The organism is Salmonella sp. 32120201201600049SM, assembly GCF_017572835.1.
In the GTDB taxonomy this organism is placed as follows: domain Bacteria; phylum Pseudomonadota; class Gammaproteobacteria; order Enterobacterales; family Enterobacteriaceae; genus Salmonella; species Salmonella enterica.
Genome location: NZ_JAGESA010000001.1, coordinates 1,050,133 through 1,070,000 on the forward strand (window position 1 = coordinate 1,050,133; position 19,868 = coordinate 1,070,000).

At 53.1% G+C, this 19,868-nt stretch carries 16 protein-coding genes; 2 read left to right on the plus strand and 14 right to left on the minus strand.

The features are described from left to right. Nucleotide 1 precedes the first annotated feature (1 nt). The 10 genes from gmd to J4650_RS05390 form a co-directional block, all read right to left on the minus strand. Nucleotides 2-1,123, minus strand: coding sequence for a GDP-mannose 4,6-dehydratase (gene gmd, locus J4650_RS05345; protein ID WP_023993375.1), 1,122 nt, complete (start codon nucleotides 1,121-1,123; stop codon nucleotides 2-4). 23 nt (nucleotides 1,124-1,146) lie between these two features. After that, nucleotides 1,147-1,701 carry a colanic acid biosynthesis acetyltransferase WcaF gene (gene wcaF, locus J4650_RS05350; RefSeq protein ID WP_001153601.1) on the minus strand — a complete coding sequence of 185 codons (555 nt, stop codon included), beginning with the start codon at nucleotides 1,699-1,701 and terminating at the stop codon, nucleotides 1,147-1,149. 15 nt (nucleotides 1,702-1,716) lie between these two features. Further along, entirely contained in the window at nucleotides 1,717-2,463 is a 747-nt protein-coding gene (wcaE, locus tag J4650_RS05355) for a colanic acid biosynthesis glycosyltransferase WcaE (protein ID WP_000480134.1), read from the minus strand. A 12-nt stretch (nucleotides 2,464-2,475) separates the two neighbouring features. Next, the gene (wcaD, locus tag J4650_RS05360) at nucleotides 2,476-3,690 is read right to left on the minus strand and encodes a colanic acid polymerase WcaD (RefSeq protein ID WP_000091392.1); all 1,215 of its coding nucleotides are present in this window, start codon (nucleotides 3,688-3,690) and stop codon (nucleotides 2,476-2,478) included. After that, entirely contained in the window at nucleotides 3,665-4,882 is a 1,218-nt protein-coding gene (gene wcaC, locus J4650_RS05365) for a colanic acid biosynthesis glycosyltransferase WcaC (protein WP_017466013.1), read from the minus strand. The genes wcaD and wcaC overlap by 26 nt, the downstream gene beginning before the upstream one ends. Beyond that, nucleotides 4,879-5,367: a colanic acid biosynthesis acetyltransferase WcaB gene (gene wcaB / locus J4650_RS05370; RefSeq protein ID WP_000888724.1), complete on the minus strand. Its 489-nt coding sequence runs from the start codon at nucleotides 5,365-5,367 to the stop codon at nucleotides 4,879-4,881. The genes wcaC and wcaB overlap by 4 nt, the downstream gene beginning before the upstream one ends. Before the next feature lie 2 nt (nucleotides 5,368-5,369). Continuing rightward, nucleotides 5,370-6,212, minus strand: coding sequence for a colanic acid biosynthesis glycosyltransferase WcaA (gene wcaA / locus J4650_RS05375; RefSeq protein ID WP_000205695.1), 843 nt, complete (start codon nucleotides 6,210-6,212; stop codon nucleotides 5,370-5,372). An 86-nt stretch (nucleotides 6,213-6,298) separates the two neighbouring features. Further along, nucleotides 6,299-8,458: a tyrosine-protein kinase Wzc gene (gene wzc, locus J4650_RS05380; RefSeq protein WP_023993376.1), complete on the minus strand. Its 2,160-nt coding sequence runs from the start codon at nucleotides 8,456-8,458 to the stop codon at nucleotides 6,299-6,301. Continuing rightward, a complete protein-coding gene (gene wzb, locus J4650_RS05385) occupies nucleotides 8,455-8,904 on the minus strand; it encodes a low molecular weight protein-tyrosine-phosphatase Wzb (RefSeq protein ID WP_000482224.1) in 450 nt (149 codons plus the stop codon). The genes wzc and wzb overlap by 4 nt, the downstream gene beginning before the upstream one ends. A 5-nt stretch (nucleotides 8,905-8,909) precedes the next feature. Beyond that, nucleotides 8,910-10,049, minus strand: a complete 1,140-nt coding sequence (locus tag J4650_RS05390) for a polysaccharide export protein (RefSeq protein WP_000978077.1) — start codon at nucleotides 10,047-10,049, stop codon at nucleotides 8,910-8,912. Between the two features lie 674 nt (nucleotides 10,050-10,723). On the opposite strand from J4650_RS05390, the gene J4650_RS05395 reads away from it, so the two are divergent. Next, nucleotides 10,724-12,304, plus strand: coding sequence for a TerC family protein (locus J4650_RS05395; RefSeq protein WP_000454712.1), 1,581 nt, complete (start codon nucleotides 10,724-10,726; stop codon nucleotides 12,302-12,304). 85 nt (nucleotides 12,305-12,389) lie between these two features. Here J4650_RS05395 and asmA read toward each other — a convergent pair whose 3' ends face one another. The 3 genes from asmA to udk form a co-directional block, all read right to left on the minus strand. Then, nucleotides 12,390-14,246: an outer membrane assembly protein AsmA gene (asmA, locus tag J4650_RS05400; RefSeq protein ID WP_023993377.1), complete on the minus strand. Its 1,857-nt coding sequence runs from the start codon at nucleotides 14,244-14,246 to the stop codon at nucleotides 12,390-12,392. A 38-nt stretch (nucleotides 14,247-14,284) separates the two neighbouring features. Then, nucleotides 14,285-14,866, minus strand: coding sequence for a dCTP deaminase (gene dcd / locus J4650_RS05405; RefSeq protein WP_124234999.1), 582 nt, complete (start codon nucleotides 14,864-14,866; stop codon nucleotides 14,285-14,287). Between the two features lie 90 nt (nucleotides 14,867-14,956). Then, nucleotides 14,957-15,598 (minus strand): uridine kinase, encoded by a 642-nt coding sequence (udk, locus tag J4650_RS05410; protein WP_000132082.1) that lies wholly within the window; start codon nucleotides 15,596-15,598, stop codon nucleotides 14,957-14,959. Between the two features lie 330 nt (nucleotides 15,599-15,928). Between udk and J4650_RS05415 the strand changes: the two genes are divergently transcribed. Next, complete coding sequence (locus J4650_RS05415; protein ID WP_023993378.1) at nucleotides 15,929-18,919, plus strand: MASE1 domain-containing protein; 2,991 nt, start codon at nucleotides 15,929-15,931, stop codon at nucleotides 18,917-18,919. On the opposite strand, the gene alkA is transcribed toward J4650_RS05415, so the two are convergent. Further along, on the minus strand, nucleotides 18,887-19,756 hold the full coding sequence (gene alkA, locus J4650_RS05420) for a DNA-3-methyladenine glycosylase 2 (RefSeq protein ID WP_000494703.1): 870 nt from the start codon (nucleotides 19,754-19,756) through the stop codon (nucleotides 18,887-18,889). The genes J4650_RS05415 and alkA overlap by 33 nt on opposite strands. Nucleotides 19,757-19,868: the final 112 nt, after the last annotated feature.

A 19,868-nucleotide genomic window follows, 5' to 3' on the forward strand; every position in this document is an offset into this window, starting at 1 on the left:
CTCAGGACTCCAGCGCGATGGCCACCTCGTAACCGTGAGATTTCAGCAGTGAGTGTTTTTTCGCGGCCTCCAGATCGTTCGCCACCATCTCGGAGACCATCTCCGACAGGGTGATTTCCGGTTTCCAGCCCAGTTTCTCATGCGCTTTGGACGGGTCGCCCAGCAGGGTTTCCACTTCCGCCGGACGGAAATAACGCGGATCAACGGCCACAATCACATCCCCCGGTTTCACGCCCGGCGCATCGTGTCCGGTAACGGATACCACGATCCCTTTCTCATTAATGCCTTCGCCTTCAAAGCGCAGTTTTATCCCCAGTTGCGCCGCCGCCAGCTCCACAAACTGGCGTACGGAATACTGCACGCCGGTGGCAATCACGAAATCTTCCGGCTGCTCCTGCTGTAACATCATCCACTGCATCCGCACGTAATCTTTCGCATGGCCCCAGTCGCGCAGCGAGTCCATGTTGCCGAGATACAGGCAGGACTCCAGTCCCTGCGCGATATTGGAGATGGCGCGGGTGATCTTACGGGTGACGAAGGTTTCGCCGCGACGCGGGGACTCATGGTTAAACAGAATGCCGTTACAGGCGTAAATGCCGTAGGATTCACGGTAGTTGACGGTGATCCAGTAGGCGTACAGTTTCGCCACCGCATAGGGGGAACGCGGGTAGAACGGCGTGGTCTCTTTCTGCGGAATTTCCTGCACCAGACCGTACAGTTCAGAGGTGGAGGCCTGGTAGAACCGCGTTTTCTTTTCAAGACCGAGGAAGCGAATCGCCTCCAGCAGGCGCAGCGTGCCCATCGCATCCACATCGGCGGTATATTCCGGCGACTCAAACGACACCGCCACGTGGCTCATCGCGCCCAGGTTGTAGACCTCATCCGGCTGCACTTCCTGTAAAATGCGGGTCAGGTTGGAGGCGTCGGTCAGGTCGCCATAATGCAGATGAAATTTCGGGTTGCAGCTGTGCGGGTCCTGATAAATATGGTCCACGCGCTCGGTATTAAACGATGACGCGCGGCGCTTGATACCATGCACCTCATACCCTTTTTCCAGCAGAAATTCTGCCAGGTAAGACCCATCCTGTCCGGTTACGCCAGTAATGAGAGCGACTTTTGACATTTTCATTTCCTCAAATAGTCCCGTTAGGGAGTAACTTTCTGAACGCGCTGGCGCGTTACCACTGCGGGATTGCCCCGACAAATCGCATTTGCCGGTAATGATTTAAATACGCTGCTGCGCGCGCCGACGACGGTGCCATGACCTATCATCACGCCGGGCGCGACAAAAACATCGGTTGCCAGCCAACATTTTTCGCCAATAACAATCGGCGCGGCGTTAATATCGAAATGGGCGCTGGTATAATCATGGCTACCGGTACACAAATACCCTTTTTGTGAAATGACCGCATGTGCGCCAATATTAATTTCACCCAACGTATATAACACAGCGTCGTCGCCTACCCAGGCATAATCGCCGACGGTTAATTTCCACGGATAGGTAATTTTTACTGACGGTCGAATAACCACATTTTTTCCAATTTTGGCGCCAAACAGACGCAGCAAAAAGGCTCGCCAGCGATACAATATTTGCGGCGACCCGGCGAATAATGTCGCCTGTACCGCCCACCATAATTGTACTTTTAGCGCATTAGCGCCGCGGAACCCCTTCGGCACCGTAAAGCCGCTAAGATCCTGCATAATAACTCCCGGTGATTAGACTTTGTTATACCGCGCTTTTGTTTTACCCGTCGTTTTCAGACGTAATAAATAGGATAATTGCGCCCAAAACCCTGGCACACGTAATATTTTTCGCTGTACGTTTTTTGCATCCTGACATAATTCCAGATTATTCGAGGTTGACACGCCGCCCATCGAAAATTCAGATACCAGTCCGTTAATTCGCCGAAAAGGATAGCCTGCTTTATAGAGACGGGCCGCCAGCGCATAATCTGAAGAGACATGATATTGCAGATCATAAGGATACTTTTTTAACGCTACCGTCGGGAAAAATATCGCCTGATGGCTGGCTGGCAAACTATGGTAGATATAATACCCGGGTTTAGCCTTCCGGCGTATTTTATGCCCGCCGCCGAAATCCAGCAGCGCGTCGCCAATATACATCGCCTCGCCCTTTTGTCGCGCCAGTTGGCGGACAAACAGCGCGGCATCATCATGGAACGCATCACCGGAATTAAGAAACAGGGTATAGCGCCCCTGCGCCAGCGCAATGCCTTTGTTCATGGCATCATAAATACCGCGATCCTTTTCACTGATAAAACGCAGGTTAAACTCACCGTGACGTTTTTGCAGAAATTCGCGCGTGCCGTCCTCCGAACCGCCGTCCACTACGATCCATTCAAATGACAGACCCGGATCGCGCGCCAGATTGCGCAGCGAGCGCCAGGTTTTTACCACCCCTTCGTAATTGCGAAAGGCGACGGTAACGACGCTTAAAAACATGCAACCACCCCGTTATGAAATTTTTAACGCCTTGCGCAAAATGAACGGACAGACGATTAAAAAAGCATATTCCGGGCTAAATATTGAACCGGTAAAAAACAGCGACACCGGCGTAAAAAGATAGAGCTGCACCCGAAAATTACGATTATCGCCAAACGCATTTAGCGCCATTTTTAAAACTTTCCCCATATACCACAGCGTCATTAGCACTGCGAACCAGGAAAAATAAATAATCAGCAGATACAATCCATTGTCTATGGTTTTCCCGACATCCGCACCGTTAAAGATTCCGAATGATGCAACATATTCATAAAGTGAGCCAAATCTGACTACACCATCAATATGGGTCAAGGAATATCCGACCATGACTAACGGGCCCACAATACGATAATAAGAAGATGAGCCTTCCGTCCCTAAATCGCCAAGTCGTGTCGCGATATAAGGAAATGCAATAATTACCCCAACCAAAAACAGGGTTAATGAGACCAGCGCCAGTGGAAGTTTTTTCTTTATCGCATCCTTATTCAAATATTGGAACGCCCACTCCAGAAGGTAAAACAGGATAAAGGTCATTACCCCTGAAAATGATCCTGATAATATTATCCCTGCCAGAATCATAGCATCGCTTTTCGGTGTTTTGATACCAAACTGTTTGATGCTCAGCCAAATTGAGATTAGTGCCAAAGCGAAAAATGCCGGTTCAAAATAAAGCGCAGTGGTACGCTTACCGCCAAATTTTATGAAGTTCAGTACGTAGCTATTACTGTAAATGAGATATTTCGAAATTCCTTCCATAATACTGCTGCCGCCAGTAAGGATAATTTGCGCCATCTCAACCGCGGCGAGCGCGACCACTATACCCACCACCAGATAAAAAAAACGCAAAATCTTTCGGTGGTTATGCGCGGAAATGGTTTTGAATCGGATACTCCAGACCATCCCGATAATGACCACAATATAGACAAACAGCATCGTGGACGTGACATATTTACCGGCATTCAGCGACTGGCCGAACAGGAAGTTAAATGCCGTAAGCCCCGCGCCGATGCCTAAGGCGATCATTAATTTTTTTACGCTAATGCGTTCCACAAATAACAGCAGCAACAGCGGTAAAAAAGTGACGATGGTAATGGGAAAGCTTTCCCCCAGTTGGGCAATCTTGACATTGACCAGTAGGTAGATCAGCGGCAGCAGCAGATAGCTACAGATTCTGATAGAACGAGACATACTCCTCCAGCATCTGTTGACCGCTGTACGCGACGCGGCTACGCATACGAAAGGCGTCCAGCGTGGCGCCAAATACCGCCTGAGCAATCTCTGGCTTACGCCGCTGCGCCAGGCGCAGTACATCTGTAGCGGCAAAGGTCTGGCCGCCGGATTTCGCCAGCACCTCCTGCGCCGCCTCGCTGTGGGTGGCGATCACCGGTACGCCGATCGAGAGCGCTTCACACAAGATCAGCGGATAGTTATCGACCCGCGAGCTAAAGACCAGCGCATCCATCTCATTGAGTGCGCTCATTAATTTGCGCTTATCGGTTTCAAAACCGTGATTAACAACGTTTTGGCCGGTAAAAGGCGAAAATTTACCGAAGGTGTGCAGTTCAATTTTTTCGCCCAGCGCCATCATGTCGTGTACCAGACGCTGGTCAGTTTTGCCGTCATAACGCAAGTCATGCGCCACAATGGCGATCCGCGGTTTGCCCGGATTCAGCGGCACAGGTGATAGCTGCGCGAGAATCGCCTCGGTCGCCAGATCGATACCGTTGTTAATAATCTGGCAGCGCCCCGCGCCATAAACGCTGTTAAAGGCCTCGGCCACGTGCTGGCTCGGCGAAATAAACTGGCAGCCCAGCCGCAGCATGTCCCGAAAGCGCTGACGTTTGCCGTCAATAAGCTGGTGCGCCCGATCCACCCTGACCGGCGGATAATTGCTTAGGGTCGGGCATTTTTGGCAGCCGCTTTTCCAACCCTCGCAACCGTCGGTGAAGGCGCAACGCCCGGTGACGCTCCAGTGATCGTGCAGCGTCCAGACCAGCGTGACGTCTGGTTTTTGCGCTTTGACTTTTTCGCAAAACGTCACGATGTCCGCCAGGTTTAGCCAGTAACTGTGGAGAACATGAAAATGCAGCACCAGCGGGCCGGATGTCTGGATAACCGTGCGGTAAAGATTGTCGAGATTGCCAAACAGATCGCGATTCAGGAAACGAAACAGCGCGATATTAGCGATTGCCGTGCCGCGCGGCGTCTGTTTTATCACCTGCGGATAGCGGTGGTGACTGACGCTTTTTTTTCCGCCTTTGCCATAACCATAGACAAAACGTGACGTCAGCCCTTTTTGCAATGCCCGCAGATGGAGATCCAACGCCACTCCCGCCGCACCGCCTTCCGCCAGCCGTACATTAAATTGCAGAATATTCATGTGCTGACCTTCACCCGTGCTTTTTCTCCCACCACCAGCGCATGGTCCGGAATACTGTCAAGCACCACGCTACCCGCGCCAATCGTGACGTGATTACCAATAGTAATATCGCCAAGCAGGATGACATTCGCCCCCAGCTCAACGCCGTGACCAATCACCGGACAAGCCAGGCTGTCCGCGCCGCGATTGCCAATGGTGACGCCGTGGCGAATGGTAAAATCGTCGCCGGCGACGACATGTTTGTTAATCACTACCGCGTAACCATGATGGATAGTGAACCGCCGACCAATGGTCGCGGCGGCCTGGATTTCATACCCGAACAGGCATTCCGTGATCACGCGATACAGCACCAGCACCGGCGCGGCCCACAGATTATTCAGCACATTCTTTTTGCGCCAGACGGAACAAAAATGAGCGATACGGTAGGCCAGCACCATGCAACAGGGGCGTAAGCTCCAGCTATTCGCGCGTAAGTCTTCCAGCATCGTTATCGCCCCCGCAGCCCGGCCGCCAGGCGTTTGCTGTTACGCACGGAGAGCAACGTCAGCAACGTGCGCCAGGTCATTCGCTTATTGCGAATTTGGTACAGGGTAAAAAGCTGGTATTTTTTGCTGGCGCGATCGAATTTATCTTTGTGCTTACGATAAAAATGGAAATAGCCGGAGAACTTTTTCGGCGAAGAGGTAATCTGCATCTCGCCGTGGTTGATATGTAAAATTTGCGTCGCCTCTTCGACTTTCCACGGTTCGCCATACTCCACCACCATGCGCAGAAAAATGTCGTAATCCTGCGCCGCCTTGAGTTCGGTATCGAACAAACACGCTTTAAAACGCCAGGCCCAGGTAAAAACCTGATTGCCAATAATATTGCGCTTGTAGAATAAGCGGCGCGAATAAGGGGATTTCGGATACAGCGGCAGGCTGGCAGGCTGAGAGTAGACCTCGCCCTCGCACACATAGTCGTTGGCATACAAAAAGGCGTGCGTAGTCAACTGGTGTTTATGGGCCAGAAACACGCTCAGACGGTTGGGCGTCCATTCATCGTCATCATCAATACCGGTAATGTAGTGTCCTTGCGCCTGCATAATGGCCTGGTTGCGAACCGCGCAGGCGCCGGTATTCCTGGCGTTATGGGTATAACGGACGCGCGGGTCGTTCAGCTCCTCAACAAATTGTTGTAGCTGCTGATAAGACGAGGAGCAATCATCCACGATGATCATCTCCCAGTGACGGTAGTCCTGACGTAGTACTGATTTAATCGCCCGGATAGCCAACTGCTGCCTGTTCCAGGTTGGCATATAAATTGAGATCAGCGGATTGTCTGTTGTCATGCTTATTCCCCAGATAGTTTTGCCGCATGGCGCTACGCTTGTCCGGCCTACAGTCACAGGCCGCGCCATCCGGCACGCCTTATTTTTTATTTGGAATCTGACTGGTATTCATATTCGTAATAGCCATAATCCTGGTAGCCCGTCGCCCGGCGGAAAATGGAGTTGAGAATGACGCCTTTGACCTGAATGCCATTCTGGTCAAAACGGCTCAGACTGGTTTCCACCTCTTTTAAAGTGTTGACGGCATAACGCGCCACCATCAGCGTCGTCCCGACGTGACGACCCACAATCGCGGCGTCCGTCACGGCCAGAATTGGCGGCGTGTCGATTAATACCAGGTCGTAGCGGCTGCTTGCCCAGGCGATCAGCTCGCCGAAGCGCTCGCTCATCAGCAATTCCGATGGATTAGGCGGCACCTGACCGCGCGGAATAAGATCAAAATTAGCGATCGCCGTGGGTTTCGCGCAGGAGGCTATCTCGCCTTTGCCCGCCAGAATGTCAGATAAGCCGTCCACGTTATTGGTGCCGAGCAGTTCATGGGTGTAGCCTTTGCGCATATCGCAGTCGATCAGTAATACCCGTTTATGCGTCTGGCTGATGACGGCCGCCAGGTTGGCGCAAACAAAGGTTTTGCCGATAGAGGGGCTGACGCCTGTGAGCATGAGTACATTATTTTGCGCCTGCATCATGGCGAAATGCAGGCTGGTGCGCAGGCTGCGAATCGCCTCAATCGCCAGATCGGTCGGATTGCCCACCGCCAGCAGTTGGCTCTGCTTGTAACGCTTAATTCCTTTAATGGTTTTGACGCTATCGCGCGCTTTTTGCCATTCCGACAGCGGAATACTGGCATAGACGCTGATCCCGTGCTCCTCCAGCGCCTGCGGGCTTTCGATACCGCGATTAAACAGCGAGCGCAGCAGCACGCCGACAATCGATAACATTAATCCCAGAATAATGCTGCCGAGAATAATCAACGCCTTTTTCGGCTTCAGCACGCCCGGCTGGGTAATCGCCGGGTCAACGATGCGCACGTCGCCAACGGTGCTGGCTTCGGTGATTTTCAGCTCCTGCTGTTTATTAAGCAGTTGCATATAAACCTGCTGGCCGGACTCCACATCGCGGGTCAAACGCACAATCTCCTGCTGAGTTTTCGGCATTGCCGTCACCCGCCCGTTCAGTTTGGCTTTTTCATCTTCCAGCGCTTTACGTTTTTCCAGCAGGGTGCGGTAAGCCGGATGCGCTTTGGTAAAGAGCTTGGAAATTTCCGCCTCTTTAAACGTCAACTCATTCAACTGGGCGTCGATATTAACCATCGAATCGAGCACCGCCTTCGCCTCCAGCGGTAAATCCACCGAGTCTTTATCCTGGCGGAAAGCGTTTAGCTTGTTTTCCGCCACATCCAGACGGCTACGGACTTCCGGCAGTTGTTTTGCCAGAAACGCCAGGCTCTTCCCCGCCTCTTCAGATTTCCGCGCAATATCCTGTTGCAGATAGTTACGGGTAATACTGTTGAGAATTTCGCGGATCTGGTCGCGATCCTCTCCCGTGAACGTCAGGCTCAGAACGCCGGTATCTTTGCCGGTTTCCGTTACGGTGAGGTTATTTTGCAGGTTATTAATCATGCCAAGCGTTGAGAATTTACTCACCGTAAATTCCGTATCAGGACGGGCGTCAATCGCCTCTACCTGCATCGTCACGCCGTCTTTATTGAGTGGCTGGCCCACAACGCCCTGAGCGCTAAATCCGCCGTCGCTAACCAACTGATAACGTTTGTCGCCCAGCACTTTGAGGGTGAAGATCTGTCCGCTCATCGTCTCTGGTCGGGTGAATGTCGTGACTTTCACCATTTCATTCTGACGCCCCATCAGCCGTTCCCACCCGGCGCCAAAGAGCGGAAAGGTGTTTTTGGTGACGGCAATATCCAGATCCAGATCGTCAACGGTCTTCCCCAGCACCAGGCGCGATCGAATGAGCTGAATTTCCGCATCGGAAGCCGGCGGCTTATTCGCTAATGCGCTGTTGATATCCTGTACCAGCGAATTACCGGCGTTTTGTTCAATCTGCACCAGCGCATCGGCGCTATAGATGGGCGTGGCGAAGAACGTATAAATTACCGCGCACAGCGCAAATATGGCCGTCGTCCCCAACACCCACCAACGCGCTTCAATCACCGTTCCGACCAGACGCCCGATATCGATTTCATCGCTACCCGTAGCCGCCGCAGATTGTTTTACTTTTTCTGTCATGGTTTTCCCTGCTCTGCATTCAGTGCCTGCGCCCACTGGCGGGCAGACCTTTCCAGTAATGTGTACACCGCCTCAAACGCATCGCGGCTTTTGCGATACGGGTCCGGTATTTCACGCTCGCTGTCCCAATGACCAAACAGCATTACCTTGCCGCGCATTTCCGGCGCAATGTCGCACAGGGCGGCGATGTGACGTTTCTCCATCGTCAGAATCAGGTCATATTCCCGGCACAGACGCGCGGAAATTTGCCTTGCGCAGTGATTTTCCAAAGACAGATCGTGGGCGCTCGCCACGCTCGCCGCCGCAGGATCGGCGCCTTTGCCGACCAGCGCGCCTAACCCGGCGGACGCTACCGTCAGCGAAGGATGAAAGCGCTTTAGCAAACGTTCTGCCGTCGGGGAACGGCAAACATTCCCCACACAGACCACTAAGATTTTGTTAAACATAACGATTACCAGGAATGAATGTCGCTGGCCGTATCCGTCATATAACGGACACCGCTAATGGTTGGCAGCAACTGATTGATCAGACGGTTCCAGCGAGCAACCGGCGCGGTCGTGACGTACACCACATCGTAAGGCTGAAGTCGGAATTCCGTCGCCATCACCAATGACGTGGCGTCAGACATATCAAGCTGGTAGATATTGGCGATCTTGCCGCCGCGTCCCCCCTCGCCTTTCAACGGACGAATCACAAAAATGCCGCTGGCGTTGGAGGTGGTCAGATCGATGCCTTCCGCATTGCCTAATGCTTCGGTGAGCGTCATGCCGCTGAAATCCATTTTGAGGGTGCTCTGTTTTTTCACTTCGCCCATGACAAAGACTTTCAGATCGTCATTGCGAGGCACATACAGAATGTCGCCAGGGTAGAGCAAGCGGTTCTGGCTAAGATCGCCATTTTGCATCAGCGCCTGTAGCGAAATGCGCTGTTCTTTGCCGTTGTGCGTCAACACGACGTTGCGCCAGTCCGCCATATCGGTCAGGCCGCCCGCAGCGTTAATCGCATCCAGGACGGTTAGCGGTACGTTAGTAATAGCCTGCTGACCGGATTTATTCACCTGGCCGGAGATATACGCTTTTTGCGAGCGGAAAGCGGCGATATTGACATCCACCTGCGGGTCCGCGATGTACTTCGCTAAACGCCCGGTAATATCGCTGCGAATCTCTGACAAAGTTTTACCGACGACGCTAACCTTGCCAATGTAGGGATAAAACATGGTGCCGTCCGGCTGTACCCAGTTGCCGGTATCGCTTGAGCTACGGTACTGGCCTGCTGGCGTGGTCAATTCCGGGTGATCCCAGACGGTGACATTCAGCACATCGCCAGGCCCGACGCGATACTGATAGCTGGCAATCTCCTGGTCCAGCGACATATTCGGTTGCGCGACATTGGGCCGCGGGCGTAATTGCTCAACCAGCCGTGGCGTCAGCGGATACACATTGACCATCCGGTCGAGATCAAAGTCAGCGTCTTGCTGTTTGATCACATCTTTCCCCATCGTAGACATATTGCTGCCCGGAAGTACTGTGCAACCACTTATCAAGCTGAGCGACGCCAATAATGGCATCAATTTCATTTTGGATTTCATCATTGATTATTTATCACTTTGGCAGAGTCATTATCCTGTGCAATTTAAATAGCGGCTTCGTCCGTGCACATTTACCTTGCAGTTAATGGCAGAGAAAATTAACTGGCATCATTCTGAAAAAAAATCAATTCATCCGCAGGCTATTGACAGAATAATAAAGGCTTATATTCAGGCTTTCAGGCACGCTACCGCCCCTGGCTTTTTAGCTACCAATACACTGATTATTCTAAATTTTCGCATTCCCCTCCGATTTCATCCTCGTTCAGATAAAAATCTTCAGCGAAATAAAGGTTACGTATTAATAGTTTTCTCGATGTCGTGACAGGATATTTAAGAGCGCTATCTTAATCCTGCAAGAATTGTTGCAGCTAACCTAATGACAGGCAAGGTAACAAACCCGCCATTCTATATTTTTAAGATTAATATTAAATGAATTAACAGATGATTTTAGGATTTTATTGATGTTGACAATATTTATTTACCCCACTCCACCTGCGATATTTCCTAAATATATTCTTGACATTATTTAGTTTCCGACAGAAACATTACGGCTATTTTAAAGTTATTTTATAGCCGCGTAACAAAGATAAATTGCTCTGCGGCATTGCATTTTTCCGCCGTATTATCCATGATCGAATTGTGACAATTGTCATATTACAGAAGGTATTGCTCTTACTATGGAATGGATTGCCGATCCGTCAATCTGGGCCGGACTGGTAACGTTAATCGTTATCGAACTTGTTCTCGGCATTGATAACCTGGTCTTTATTGCCATCCTCGCTGAAAAACTACCGCCGGGGCAGCGCGACCGCGCGCGCATTACCGGCCTGATACTGGCGATGATCATGCGCCTGCTGCTGCTGGCGTCAATCTCGTGGCTGGTCACCTTGACTAAGCCGCTCTTTAGCGTACAGGCATTAAGCTTCAGCGCCCGCGATCTGATTATGCTGTTCGGCGGCTTCTTCCTGCTCTTTAAAGCCACCATGGAGCTCAACGAACGGCTGGAAGGGAAAGATAGCGCCAACCCTACCCAGCGTAAGGGGGCGAAATTCTGGGCGGTGGTCGCGCAAATCGTGGTGCTGGACGCTATCTTTTCTCTCGACTCAGTGATTACCGCCGTGGGGATGGTCGATCACCTGGCGGTCATGATGGCGGCAGTGATAATCGCCATTAGCCTGATGCTGCTCGCCAGCAAGTCACTGACCCGATTTGTGAACAACCATCCCACCATTGTCATTTTGTGTCTTAGCTTCCTGCTAATGATCGGCTTTAGCCTGGTGGCGGAAGGGTTTGGTTTCCACATTCCGAAAGGATATCTGTACGCGGCTATCGGTTTCTCGGTGATGATCGAGGCGCTCAACCAACTGGCTATTTTTAACCGCCGCCGTTTTCTTTCCGCTAACCATACGCTGCGCCAGCGCACAACGGAGGCCGTGATGCGGCTGATTAGCGGTAAAAAAGAGGATGCCGAACTGGATGCGGAAACCGCCGCGATGCTGGCAGACCATGACGACAGCCAGATTTTTAATCCGCAGGAGCGCAGGATGATTGAGCGGGTGCTGAATCTCAACCAGCGCACCGTAAGTAGCATCATGACGTCGCGTCATGATATCGAGCATATCGATCTCAACGCGCCGGAAGCGGAAATCCGCGCTCTGCTGGAAAAGAACCAGCATACGCGTCTGGTCGTGACGGGTGAAAATGAACAGGAAGATTTACTCGGCGTCGTCCACGTCATCGATCTGTTGCAACAATCGCTGCGCGGCGAACCGCTCAACCTGCGGGCGCTGATTCGCCAACCGCTGGTTTTCCCGGAAACATTGCCGCTGCTGCCTGCGCTGGAGCAGTTCCGTAACGCCAGAACCCATTTTGCCTTTGTCGTAGATGAGTTTGGCTCGGTTGAAGGCATTGTGACATTAAGCGATGTCATGGAGACTATTGCCGGTAATCTGCCGAATGAAGTCGAGGAAATTGACGCCCGCCACGATATTCAGAAGAACCCGGACGGTTCCTGGACAGCAAACGGCCATATGCCGCTGGAGGATTTGGTGCAGTACGTGCCGCTACCACTGGATGAAAAACGGGAATACCATACGATTGCCGGCTTGTTGATGGAATATTTGCAACGCATACCGCAAACCGGTGAAGAGGTTCAGGTGGGCGATTATTTGCTGAAAACATTGCAGGTAGAAAGCCATCGAGTGCAGAAAGTGCAGTTAATTCCGCTGCATAACGGCGAGCCAGACCCGGAGATGTAACGTCTGTTCGCCTGCCCCGGCCTGCTTACCAGGCAGGCCGGAGGCGCGTTAGCCTCGCCATCCGGCTCTGCCCTTTGGCCAAAAACTACAGCTTATTCAGCAGTTTCTTCACATCTTTACCGTTGCGGGTATCTTTATTGCGATCCGCCCAGTCATTGAGCCGACGTTTCGCCTCATCCTGTAAATGCTTACGCAATAACTGATCCACTTGCAGGGTATAGTTCAGCTCCTGCCACTTGCCATAGACGCGCAGCGGCACCGGCGTCTCTTTCAGGAAGGTGATCAGATTGCTATCGCCGTTCCAGCCGCCCAGCACACGCAGATTAAATTGCGTATCACAGCTCTGCTTAACCAGATCCAGCGTTCCGCTGCCGGTTAACGCCAGCATAGAAGATTGCCCGACCATGTCGTCGAGCGTCAGCGTGCCCTTATTTAGCGTCAGATCGGTCGTGAAGCGATCCAGTCGGGTCGCGTTGTCCATATTTTCCTGCGACTGCTGCGCGTCGCCGCCGCTTCGCTCTACGGCCTGCTGCACCAGTTGCTGGAAATTCATTCCTTCGAGGCGCGTATTGCTCATGTCAACATGCGCTTTTCCTTTCCAGCTGTGGCGAAATGCCTCCGCGTCAATATCCGCCCCGGAGAAATCGCCAACCAGCGACATCTTACCGGTCAGGCTAATCGGATAATTGAAGGCTTTCAGGATAGTCCCAATCTCAACATGGTTGAGGCGAGGGTGGAATTCGATGCGCGGACTGGCGGTGCGGGCGTCCAGCGTGCCGGGCAGCGACATCTCTCCGTCGGCCAGTTTCCCCTGCAACTCGGTGATATCCAGCAATCCGGCCTGATTAGACATCTTCGTCGAAACCTGGGTAAAGTCCATTCCCCGCCAGCGAACTGAATCCGCCTGTAAAGCAATCTCCGCCGTAAAGCTTTGCAGCCCCTGATAAGGCGGCGCACCAACACGCGACGCGATAACTGGCCTGGTCAGGGGGAGCGTATTTTGCCCCTGCGACACCGCGCCGCCCGTCTGTGCCACGGCGCTATGATGCGGCAACAGGTTGTCCAGATTAAGCTTGCTGGACCGGAGGTCAATTTGCCATTCCGGCTGCTCCGCCAGCGTTACCTGGACATGCCCGGTCAGAGAACTGTCATTCGCCGTTAAATTTAAGTGGTTAAATGAAAGACGTTTTTGCGCCTCCTGCCACTGCGCCTGCAATTGTCCCTGCCCCTCAATCCCCTGCGCCGGTAGATCCGCGCCCTGCAATTGCCAGCGCAGTTGCTCAATACCCGCGGTTAAATTATGCGGGTAATCGGAAGCATCCACCGTTCCGCTGAACGATAAAGCAAGATCCCGCTGATCGCGGTTCACGCGTCCCGAAAAATCAAACGTGCCGCGATGCTCGGCATCTTGTTCCATATTCAGACGAATATCGCGCACCGTGACCTGATCATCATTTTCATGCTGGAAAACCAGCACGCTGTCGGCAACGCGCAGGCTACGAATATCAAACGACCAGCCGCGATCTTCCGCTACGTCCGGCAAGGTATTATCTTTCGGCGCGACCGGCGCATCATCACTGCGTACCGCTTCCGTTTGCGGCGTCAGTTGAATCACCCCGCCTTTCAGCATCACCTGCTTAACATGAAGCTGATGACTCAACAGCGGCCATAAAGCGACATCCAGGCGCATATTGTCAGCCCGCACCAGCGGTTCGCTGGCGCCTCGCGCCGTTAGCGTCATTCGCCCGGAAAGGATACTGAGTTGCGGCCATACGTGCCAGCGCAGCGGCCCGTCCAGTTGCAACTGATATTCACTACGCGCGGCAACCTGCTGCACCATATAGGCGCGGAAATCATTCGGATTGACCAACAATACCAACGCAGAGAGTCCGGCCACCAGCACGACCAGGAGAATCATCAGCGTCGTCAGAAATCGTCTCATGCTACCCTCAATGGACCGGCAGTATTGCGCCGAATGGCTCAGTCTTTATCAATCCGGCTGGCAACAGCGCCCTGCTGATCGCGATATTTGGCATCCTGACGGCGGTTATAAGGCCGCGCCGCCGGGCAGGACAGCGGCTCAAAGCTCAGCGCGCCGATGAGCATACCCGGACGCAACGCCAGCGGCAGCTTCCCGGAGTTGTAAAACTCAAGCACAATGCAGCCCGACCAGCCGGGATCGATACGGTGCGCCGTCACATGCACCATCAATCCCAGACGCGCCAGCGAGGAGCGACCATCCAGCCAGCCCACTAAATCCGGCGGCAGGGTAACGGATTCAAAGGTGACGGCCAGCGCCAACTCGCCCGGATGCAGATAAAATGCCTCGCCGTCCGGCAAAACGATTTCATCGCTCATCACGCGATCCAGCGCCGCGCTGACCTCATCTTTCGGCCCGCTCAGATCGATAAACGCCGCCGTATGGCCACGGAAGGTTCGAAATTTATTGCCAAGACGTACATCGACCGTCGCGCCGTTAATGCGCTCTACGGGAGGTCGCGGGGTGATAGACAAACGGCCTTCATCCAGCCAGGCTTCAATATCTCGGTCGCATAAACGCATGGCACTTTCTCCTTTCGCGCATCAAGCCCTTAAATCAAGCACATCAAGGGCTAACCAGGTTATCACTGAACGGTACACAATTCGCCAGATTTATTCAAAGAACTGGCTGATTTTCGCTTTCAGAATATCAATAGCGATGCGGTTTTTACCGCCGCGCGGCACGATAATATCCGCATATTGTTTGGAAGGCTCAATAAATTGCAGGAACATCGGACGTACCGTTTTCTGATATTGCGCCATCACCGAATCCATTGAGCGACCACGCTCGTTCACATCGCGTTTGATACGGCGCATCAAACAGATATCCAGCGGCGTATCGACAAAAATAGAGAAGTTCATCTCTTCACGCAAACGCGCGTCGGTCAGTAACAGAATACCTTCAAGAATAATCACTTTCTTCGGTTCTACGCGAACCGTTTCCTGCATACGGGTATGCTCAACATAACTGTATACCGGTAATTCAATCGCCGAACCGCGCTTGAGCGCCTGAAGATGCTGAAATAGCAGGCTGTGATCCATCGCATTCGGATGGTCATAGTTGGTTTTTACGCGTTCTTCCATCGACAGATGGCTTTGATCTTTGTAATAACTGTCTTCGGGAATAACGCCAATATGTTCGTCACCCACTTGTTCACGCAATTCGCGGTAAAGGGTACTGGCAATAAGACTCTTGCCGGAAGCCGATGCGCCAGCGATACCGATAATGACGCACTGATGAGACTGATCAGTCATAAATTTAGCGACCTGATTAACCTGGATGTAAGGAAGGGGGGCGCCGAAACGCCAAACGCGGCAATTATAGGGATTTCAGCAGCGCGATACCAGTCCGGCGCTATGCCACGGTGAATTTGTTGGCGGCGCATTCGACGTCGCGACGTAAAAGCGTTCAGTTTTAACGCGGACAGCGGATTTATCGACCCGTCTGGAGGAGGAATACGCCGGGAGCCACAATTTATATTCAGCCAGCGTATAAATCATTACGCGTTTATACTAGCATAATCACAGAGTAAACTGACGCGTCCGGTATTCCGCGACGTTACCGGCGATTCGGATAGAGTGGTAATGAGTAAACCATCCCAACATGTTTTCGTTACCGTCCCCCACCCGCTATTGCGTCTGGTCAGTTTAGGCCTGGTTGCGTTTGTCTTTACGCTCTTTTCGCTCGTATTATCGCGTGTCGGCACCCAACTCGCGCCGCTGTGGTTCCCCACCTCCATTATGATGGTCGCGTTTTACCGCCATGCGGGCCGTCTGTGGCCTGGGATCGCGGTCGCCTGCTCGCTCGGCAGCATCGGCGCCTCACTGACTTTATTTCCGGCCGCCTCGCTTAACTTTAGCTGGACGGCAATAAATATTATCGAGGCGGCCACTGGCGCGATACTGCTGCGAAAACTGCTCCCCAGCTACAACCCCTTACAAAATTTGAATGACTGGTTTCGTCTGGCTATCAGCAGCGCCGTGATTCCGCCGCTACTCGGCGGCCTGTTATTTTGGCTGATAGCGCCGGAAGCGGTCGCCTCAAAAGCGTTTCTGATTTGGGTATTATCGGAAGCCATCGGCGCGCTGACGCTGGTACCGTTAGGTTTACTGTTTAAACCACACTATCTGTTGCGTCATCGCGACCCGCATCTGTTGCTGGAAACGCTATTGACACTGGTCATTACGCTGGCGCTAAGCTGGCTCGCTATGCGCTATATTCCGTGGCCGTTTACGTGCGTTATCGTCCTGTTGATGTGGAGTGCGGTGCGCCTGCCGCGAATGGAGGCGTTTTTAATTTTTTTAGCTACCGTTATCGTGGTCTCGCTCATGCTGGCCAATGACCCCACGCTGCTCGCCACGCCGAAAACCGACGTGATGGTCAATATGCCGTGGCTGCCTTTTTTAATGATCCTGCTGCCTGCCAATATGATGACGATGGTGATGTACGCGTTTCGCACGGAACGTAAACATATCACCGAGAGCGAATCCCGCTTTCGCAACGCGATGGAGTATTCCGCCATTGGTATGGCGCTGGTCGGTACGGAGGGTCAGTGGCTACAGGTCAATAAATCTCTGAGCCATTTTCTTGGCTATAGCCAGGATGAATTACGCACGATGACATTTCAGCAATTGACCTGGCCGGAAGACCTGAATAACGACCTTGAACAGCTAAACATGCTGGTGCGCGGCGACATCAATAGCTATTCCATGGAAAAACGCTACTACACCCGCAACGGCGATGTCGTCTGGGCGCTGCTGGCCGTCTCGCTGGTTCGTCATAAAGACAATAAACCTCTCTATTTTATTGCTCAGATTGAAGATATTAACGATCTCAAGCAAAGCGAGCAGGAAAACCAGCGGTTGATGGAGCGTATTACACAGGCGAACGACGCGCTGTTTCAGGAAAAAGAACGGTTGCACATCACGCTTGACTCTATCGGAGAAGCGGTGGTGTGTATTGATGTCGCGATGAATATCACCTTTATGAACCCGATCGCCGAGAAGATGAGCGGCTGGCGGCAAGAGGATGCTTTAGGCGCGCCATTATTAACGGTTCTGCGCATTACGTCAGGTGATAAGGGGCCGCTGCTGGAGGATATTTATCGCGCCGACAGGTCGCGATCGGACATGGAACAGGAGATAGTGCTCCATTGTCATAACGGCGGTAGCTACGATATTCATTACAGTATCACGCCGCTCAGTACGCTTGACGGCGATAAGATTGGTTCGGTTCTGGTTATCCAGGACGTTACCGAATCACGAAAAATGTTACGCCAGCTCAGCTACAGCGCAACGCATGACGCCCTCACCCATCTTGCCAACCGCGCCAGTTTTGAAAAGCAGCTTCAACAGCGCCTGCAAACAATACAGGAATCGCCTCAACATCATGCGCTGGTGTTTATCGATCTGGACCGTTTTAAAGCGGTTAACGACAGCGCGGGACATGCCGCCGGCGATGCCTTATTGCGCGAACTCGCGTCACTGATGCTCAGTATGCTTCGATCCGGCGATCTTCTGGCCCGTCTGGGTGGCGATGAGTTTGGCCTGTTGCTGCCGGATTGTAATAGTGACAGCGCACGCTTTATCGTGACGCGGCTTATCAACGCCGTTAATGAGTATCACTTTATGTGGGAAGGACGCCTGCATCGGATCGGCGCCAGCGCCGGGATCACAATGATAAATGAACATAACTGCCAGCTCACAGAGGTCGTGTCTCAGGCCGATATTGCCTGCTACGCCGCGAAAAATAGCGGTCGAGGCCGTCTGACCGTGTACGAACCGCAGCACGCATTAACCTCCTCAAAGGGAATGATGCCGCTGGAAGAACAGTGGCATATGATTAAAAATAACCACCTGCTGATGCTTGCCAGAAACGTCGCGCCGCCGCGTACGCCGGAGGCCACCAGCTTTTGGCTGGTCTCACTCAGGCTGTGGACCAGCGAAGGGGAAGTGATGGAAGAGCGCGCGTTCCGGGCAGGGTTAGCCGACTCCGCGCTGCATCACGCGCTTGACCGACGGGTATTCCATGAGTTTTTCCACCATGCGGCGACCGCCGTCGCCAGCAAGGGATTAAGCGTTGCGCTGCCGCTGTCCGCCGCGGGATTATACAGCGCGACCCTTATTGATGAGCTGCTGGAACAACTGGAGCATAGTCCACTGCCGCCACGGTTATTACACCTGATTATCCCGGCTGACGTTATCGTTAAGCAGGCGCAGACCGCCGCTGCGACTCTGCGAAAACTGCGGCAACGCGGCTGCCAGGTAATTCTCAGCCATGTCGGGCGCGATTTACAGCTGTTTAATTTACTGCCCCCGCATATCGCCGATTATTTACTGCTGGATAGCGACCTTATCGCCAACGTTCATGAAAGTTTAATGGATGAAATGCTGACCTCGATCATCCAGGGACACGCCCAGCATCTGGACATCAAAACGCTCGCCGGGCCGGTACAAAACTCACAGGTGCTGGATACGCTCTCCCGTATTGGCGTGGATCTGATTTATGGCGACACTATCGCCGAAGCGCAACCGTTGGATTTGTTACTGAATACCAGCTATTTCGCTATCCATTGACGGTTGCCAGCCGTGGGTATACCAGATATGCAGTAGCGCGTAGGAACGCCACGGTTTCCAGCGCTCCGCGTAGCGACGGATCTGCGCGGCCGTCATCCCGGCGAAGCGCTGCTTAATTAAGTAATCATCGGGTAAAAAGATATCTTTTGCCTGCCAACCGCGCAGGGCGAAATAGTTCGCCGTCCAGCGGCCAATTCCCGGAAACGTTTGTAAATTTTTAACGCTCTGCTCAATATCCGGCGGCGCGGCGAGCGCCAGTTTTCCCGCCAGCGTCGCCTGCGCCAGATGAATCAGCGCTTCGGCGCGCCGCAGCGGCATCCCCAGAGCTTTAAGCGCCAGCGGATCGGCCAACGCCAGCGTTTCCGGACCGGGAAAACAGACATAATCGGGGGCATCCGGCAACGCCTCGCCATAGCGGCGCGCCACTTTCGCCGTCAACCTTGCCGCCATCGCGACACTCACCAGTTGCCCCAGTATCGCCCGCACGCCTTGTTCAAACGTATCAACCGATCCCGGTAAACGCAGCCCCGGTCTGTCCTCGCCCAGTGGCCCCAGCACGGCGGCAACCTGCGCGGGCTGGCAGTCAAGATCAAACAGACGCGAAACCTTCGCCAGACACGCCGGCGCGACGGGAAGTAATCCGGCGCTCACGCTGACCTGCACAGTGTGGGTGGGCAGATGGGGGCTCACGCTGATCAGTCCGCGATGCTCGCCCACCACCAGGCTGCGCGCATAAAAGCCCTCGCCTACCGTTTCCACGCCGTCCACCGCACGCGCGGCAAGAAAGCCCAACATCCACGACCAGTCGTAAGGCGGCTGCCAGCTCAGGGTAAACATACTTTTCTCCTTTATTTGACCTTTCAGCATAAACGCTAATCGCACGTAACGCCTTGCTTTCATATTCCAGTTGTCGCCGCGACGACATTTCGCTAAAGTCACGCCCCTTCTT

Bases quoted from the DNA above. Each gene is read 5' to 3' on its own strand.
- wcaE (WP_000480134.1), bottom strand. From the start codon at position 2,463: ATGTTTTTAAGCGTCGTTACCGTCGCCTTTCGCAATTACGAAGGGGTG.
- udk (WP_000132082.1), bottom strand. From the start codon at position 15,598: ATGACTGATCAGTCTCATCAGTGCGTCATTATCGGTATCGCTGGCGCA.
- wcaA (WP_000205695.1), bottom strand. From the start codon at position 6,212: ATGACAACAGACAATCCGCTGATCTCAATTTATATGCCAACCTGGAAC.
- wcaB (WP_000888724.1), bottom strand. From the start codon at position 5,367: ATGCTGGAAGACTTACGCGCGAATAGCTGGAGCTTACGCCCCTGTTGC.
- wzc (WP_023993376.1), bottom strand. From the start codon at position 8,458: ATGACAGAAAAAGTAAAACAATCTGCGGCGGCTACGGGTAGCGATGAA.
- wcaF (WP_001153601.1), bottom strand. From the start codon at position 1,701: ATGCAGGATCTTAGCGGCTTTACGGTGCCGAAGGGGTTCCGCGGCGCT.
- J4650_RS05395 (WP_000454712.1), top strand. From the start codon at position 10,724: ATGGAATGGATTGCCGATCCGTCAATCTGGGCCGGACTGGTAACGTTA.
- wcaD (WP_000091392.1), bottom strand. From the start codon at position 3,690: ATGTCTCGTTCTATCAGAATCTGTAGCTATCTGCTGCTGCCGCTGATC.
- wzb (WP_000482224.1), bottom strand. From the start codon at position 8,904: ATGTTTAACAAAATCTTAGTGGTCTGTGTGGGGAATGTTTGCCGTTCC.
- J4650_RS05390 (WP_000978077.1), bottom strand. From the start codon at position 10,049: ATGATGAAATCCAAAATGAAATTGATGCCATTATTGGCGTCGCTCAGC.
- alkA (WP_000494703.1), bottom strand. From the start codon at position 19,756: ATGTTTACCCTGAGCTGGCAGCCGCCTTACGACTGGTCGTGGATGTTG.
- gmd (WP_023993375.1), bottom strand. From the start codon at position 1,123: ATGTCAAAAGTCGCTCTCATTACTGGCGTAACCGGACAGGATGGGTCT.
- asmA (WP_023993377.1), bottom strand. From the start codon at position 14,246: ATGAGACGATTTCTGACGACGCTGATGATTCTCCTGGTCGTGCTGGTG.
- dcd (WP_124234999.1), bottom strand. From the start codon at position 14,866: ATGCGTTTATGCGACCGAGATATTGAAGCCTGGCTGGATGAAGGCCGT.
- wcaC (WP_017466013.1), bottom strand. From the start codon at position 4,882: ATGAATATTCTGCAATTTAATGTACGGCTGGCGGAAGGCGGTGCGGCG.
- J4650_RS05415 (WP_023993378.1), top strand. From the start codon at position 15,929: ATGAGTAAACCATCCCAACATGTTTTCGTTACCGTCCCCCACCCGCTA.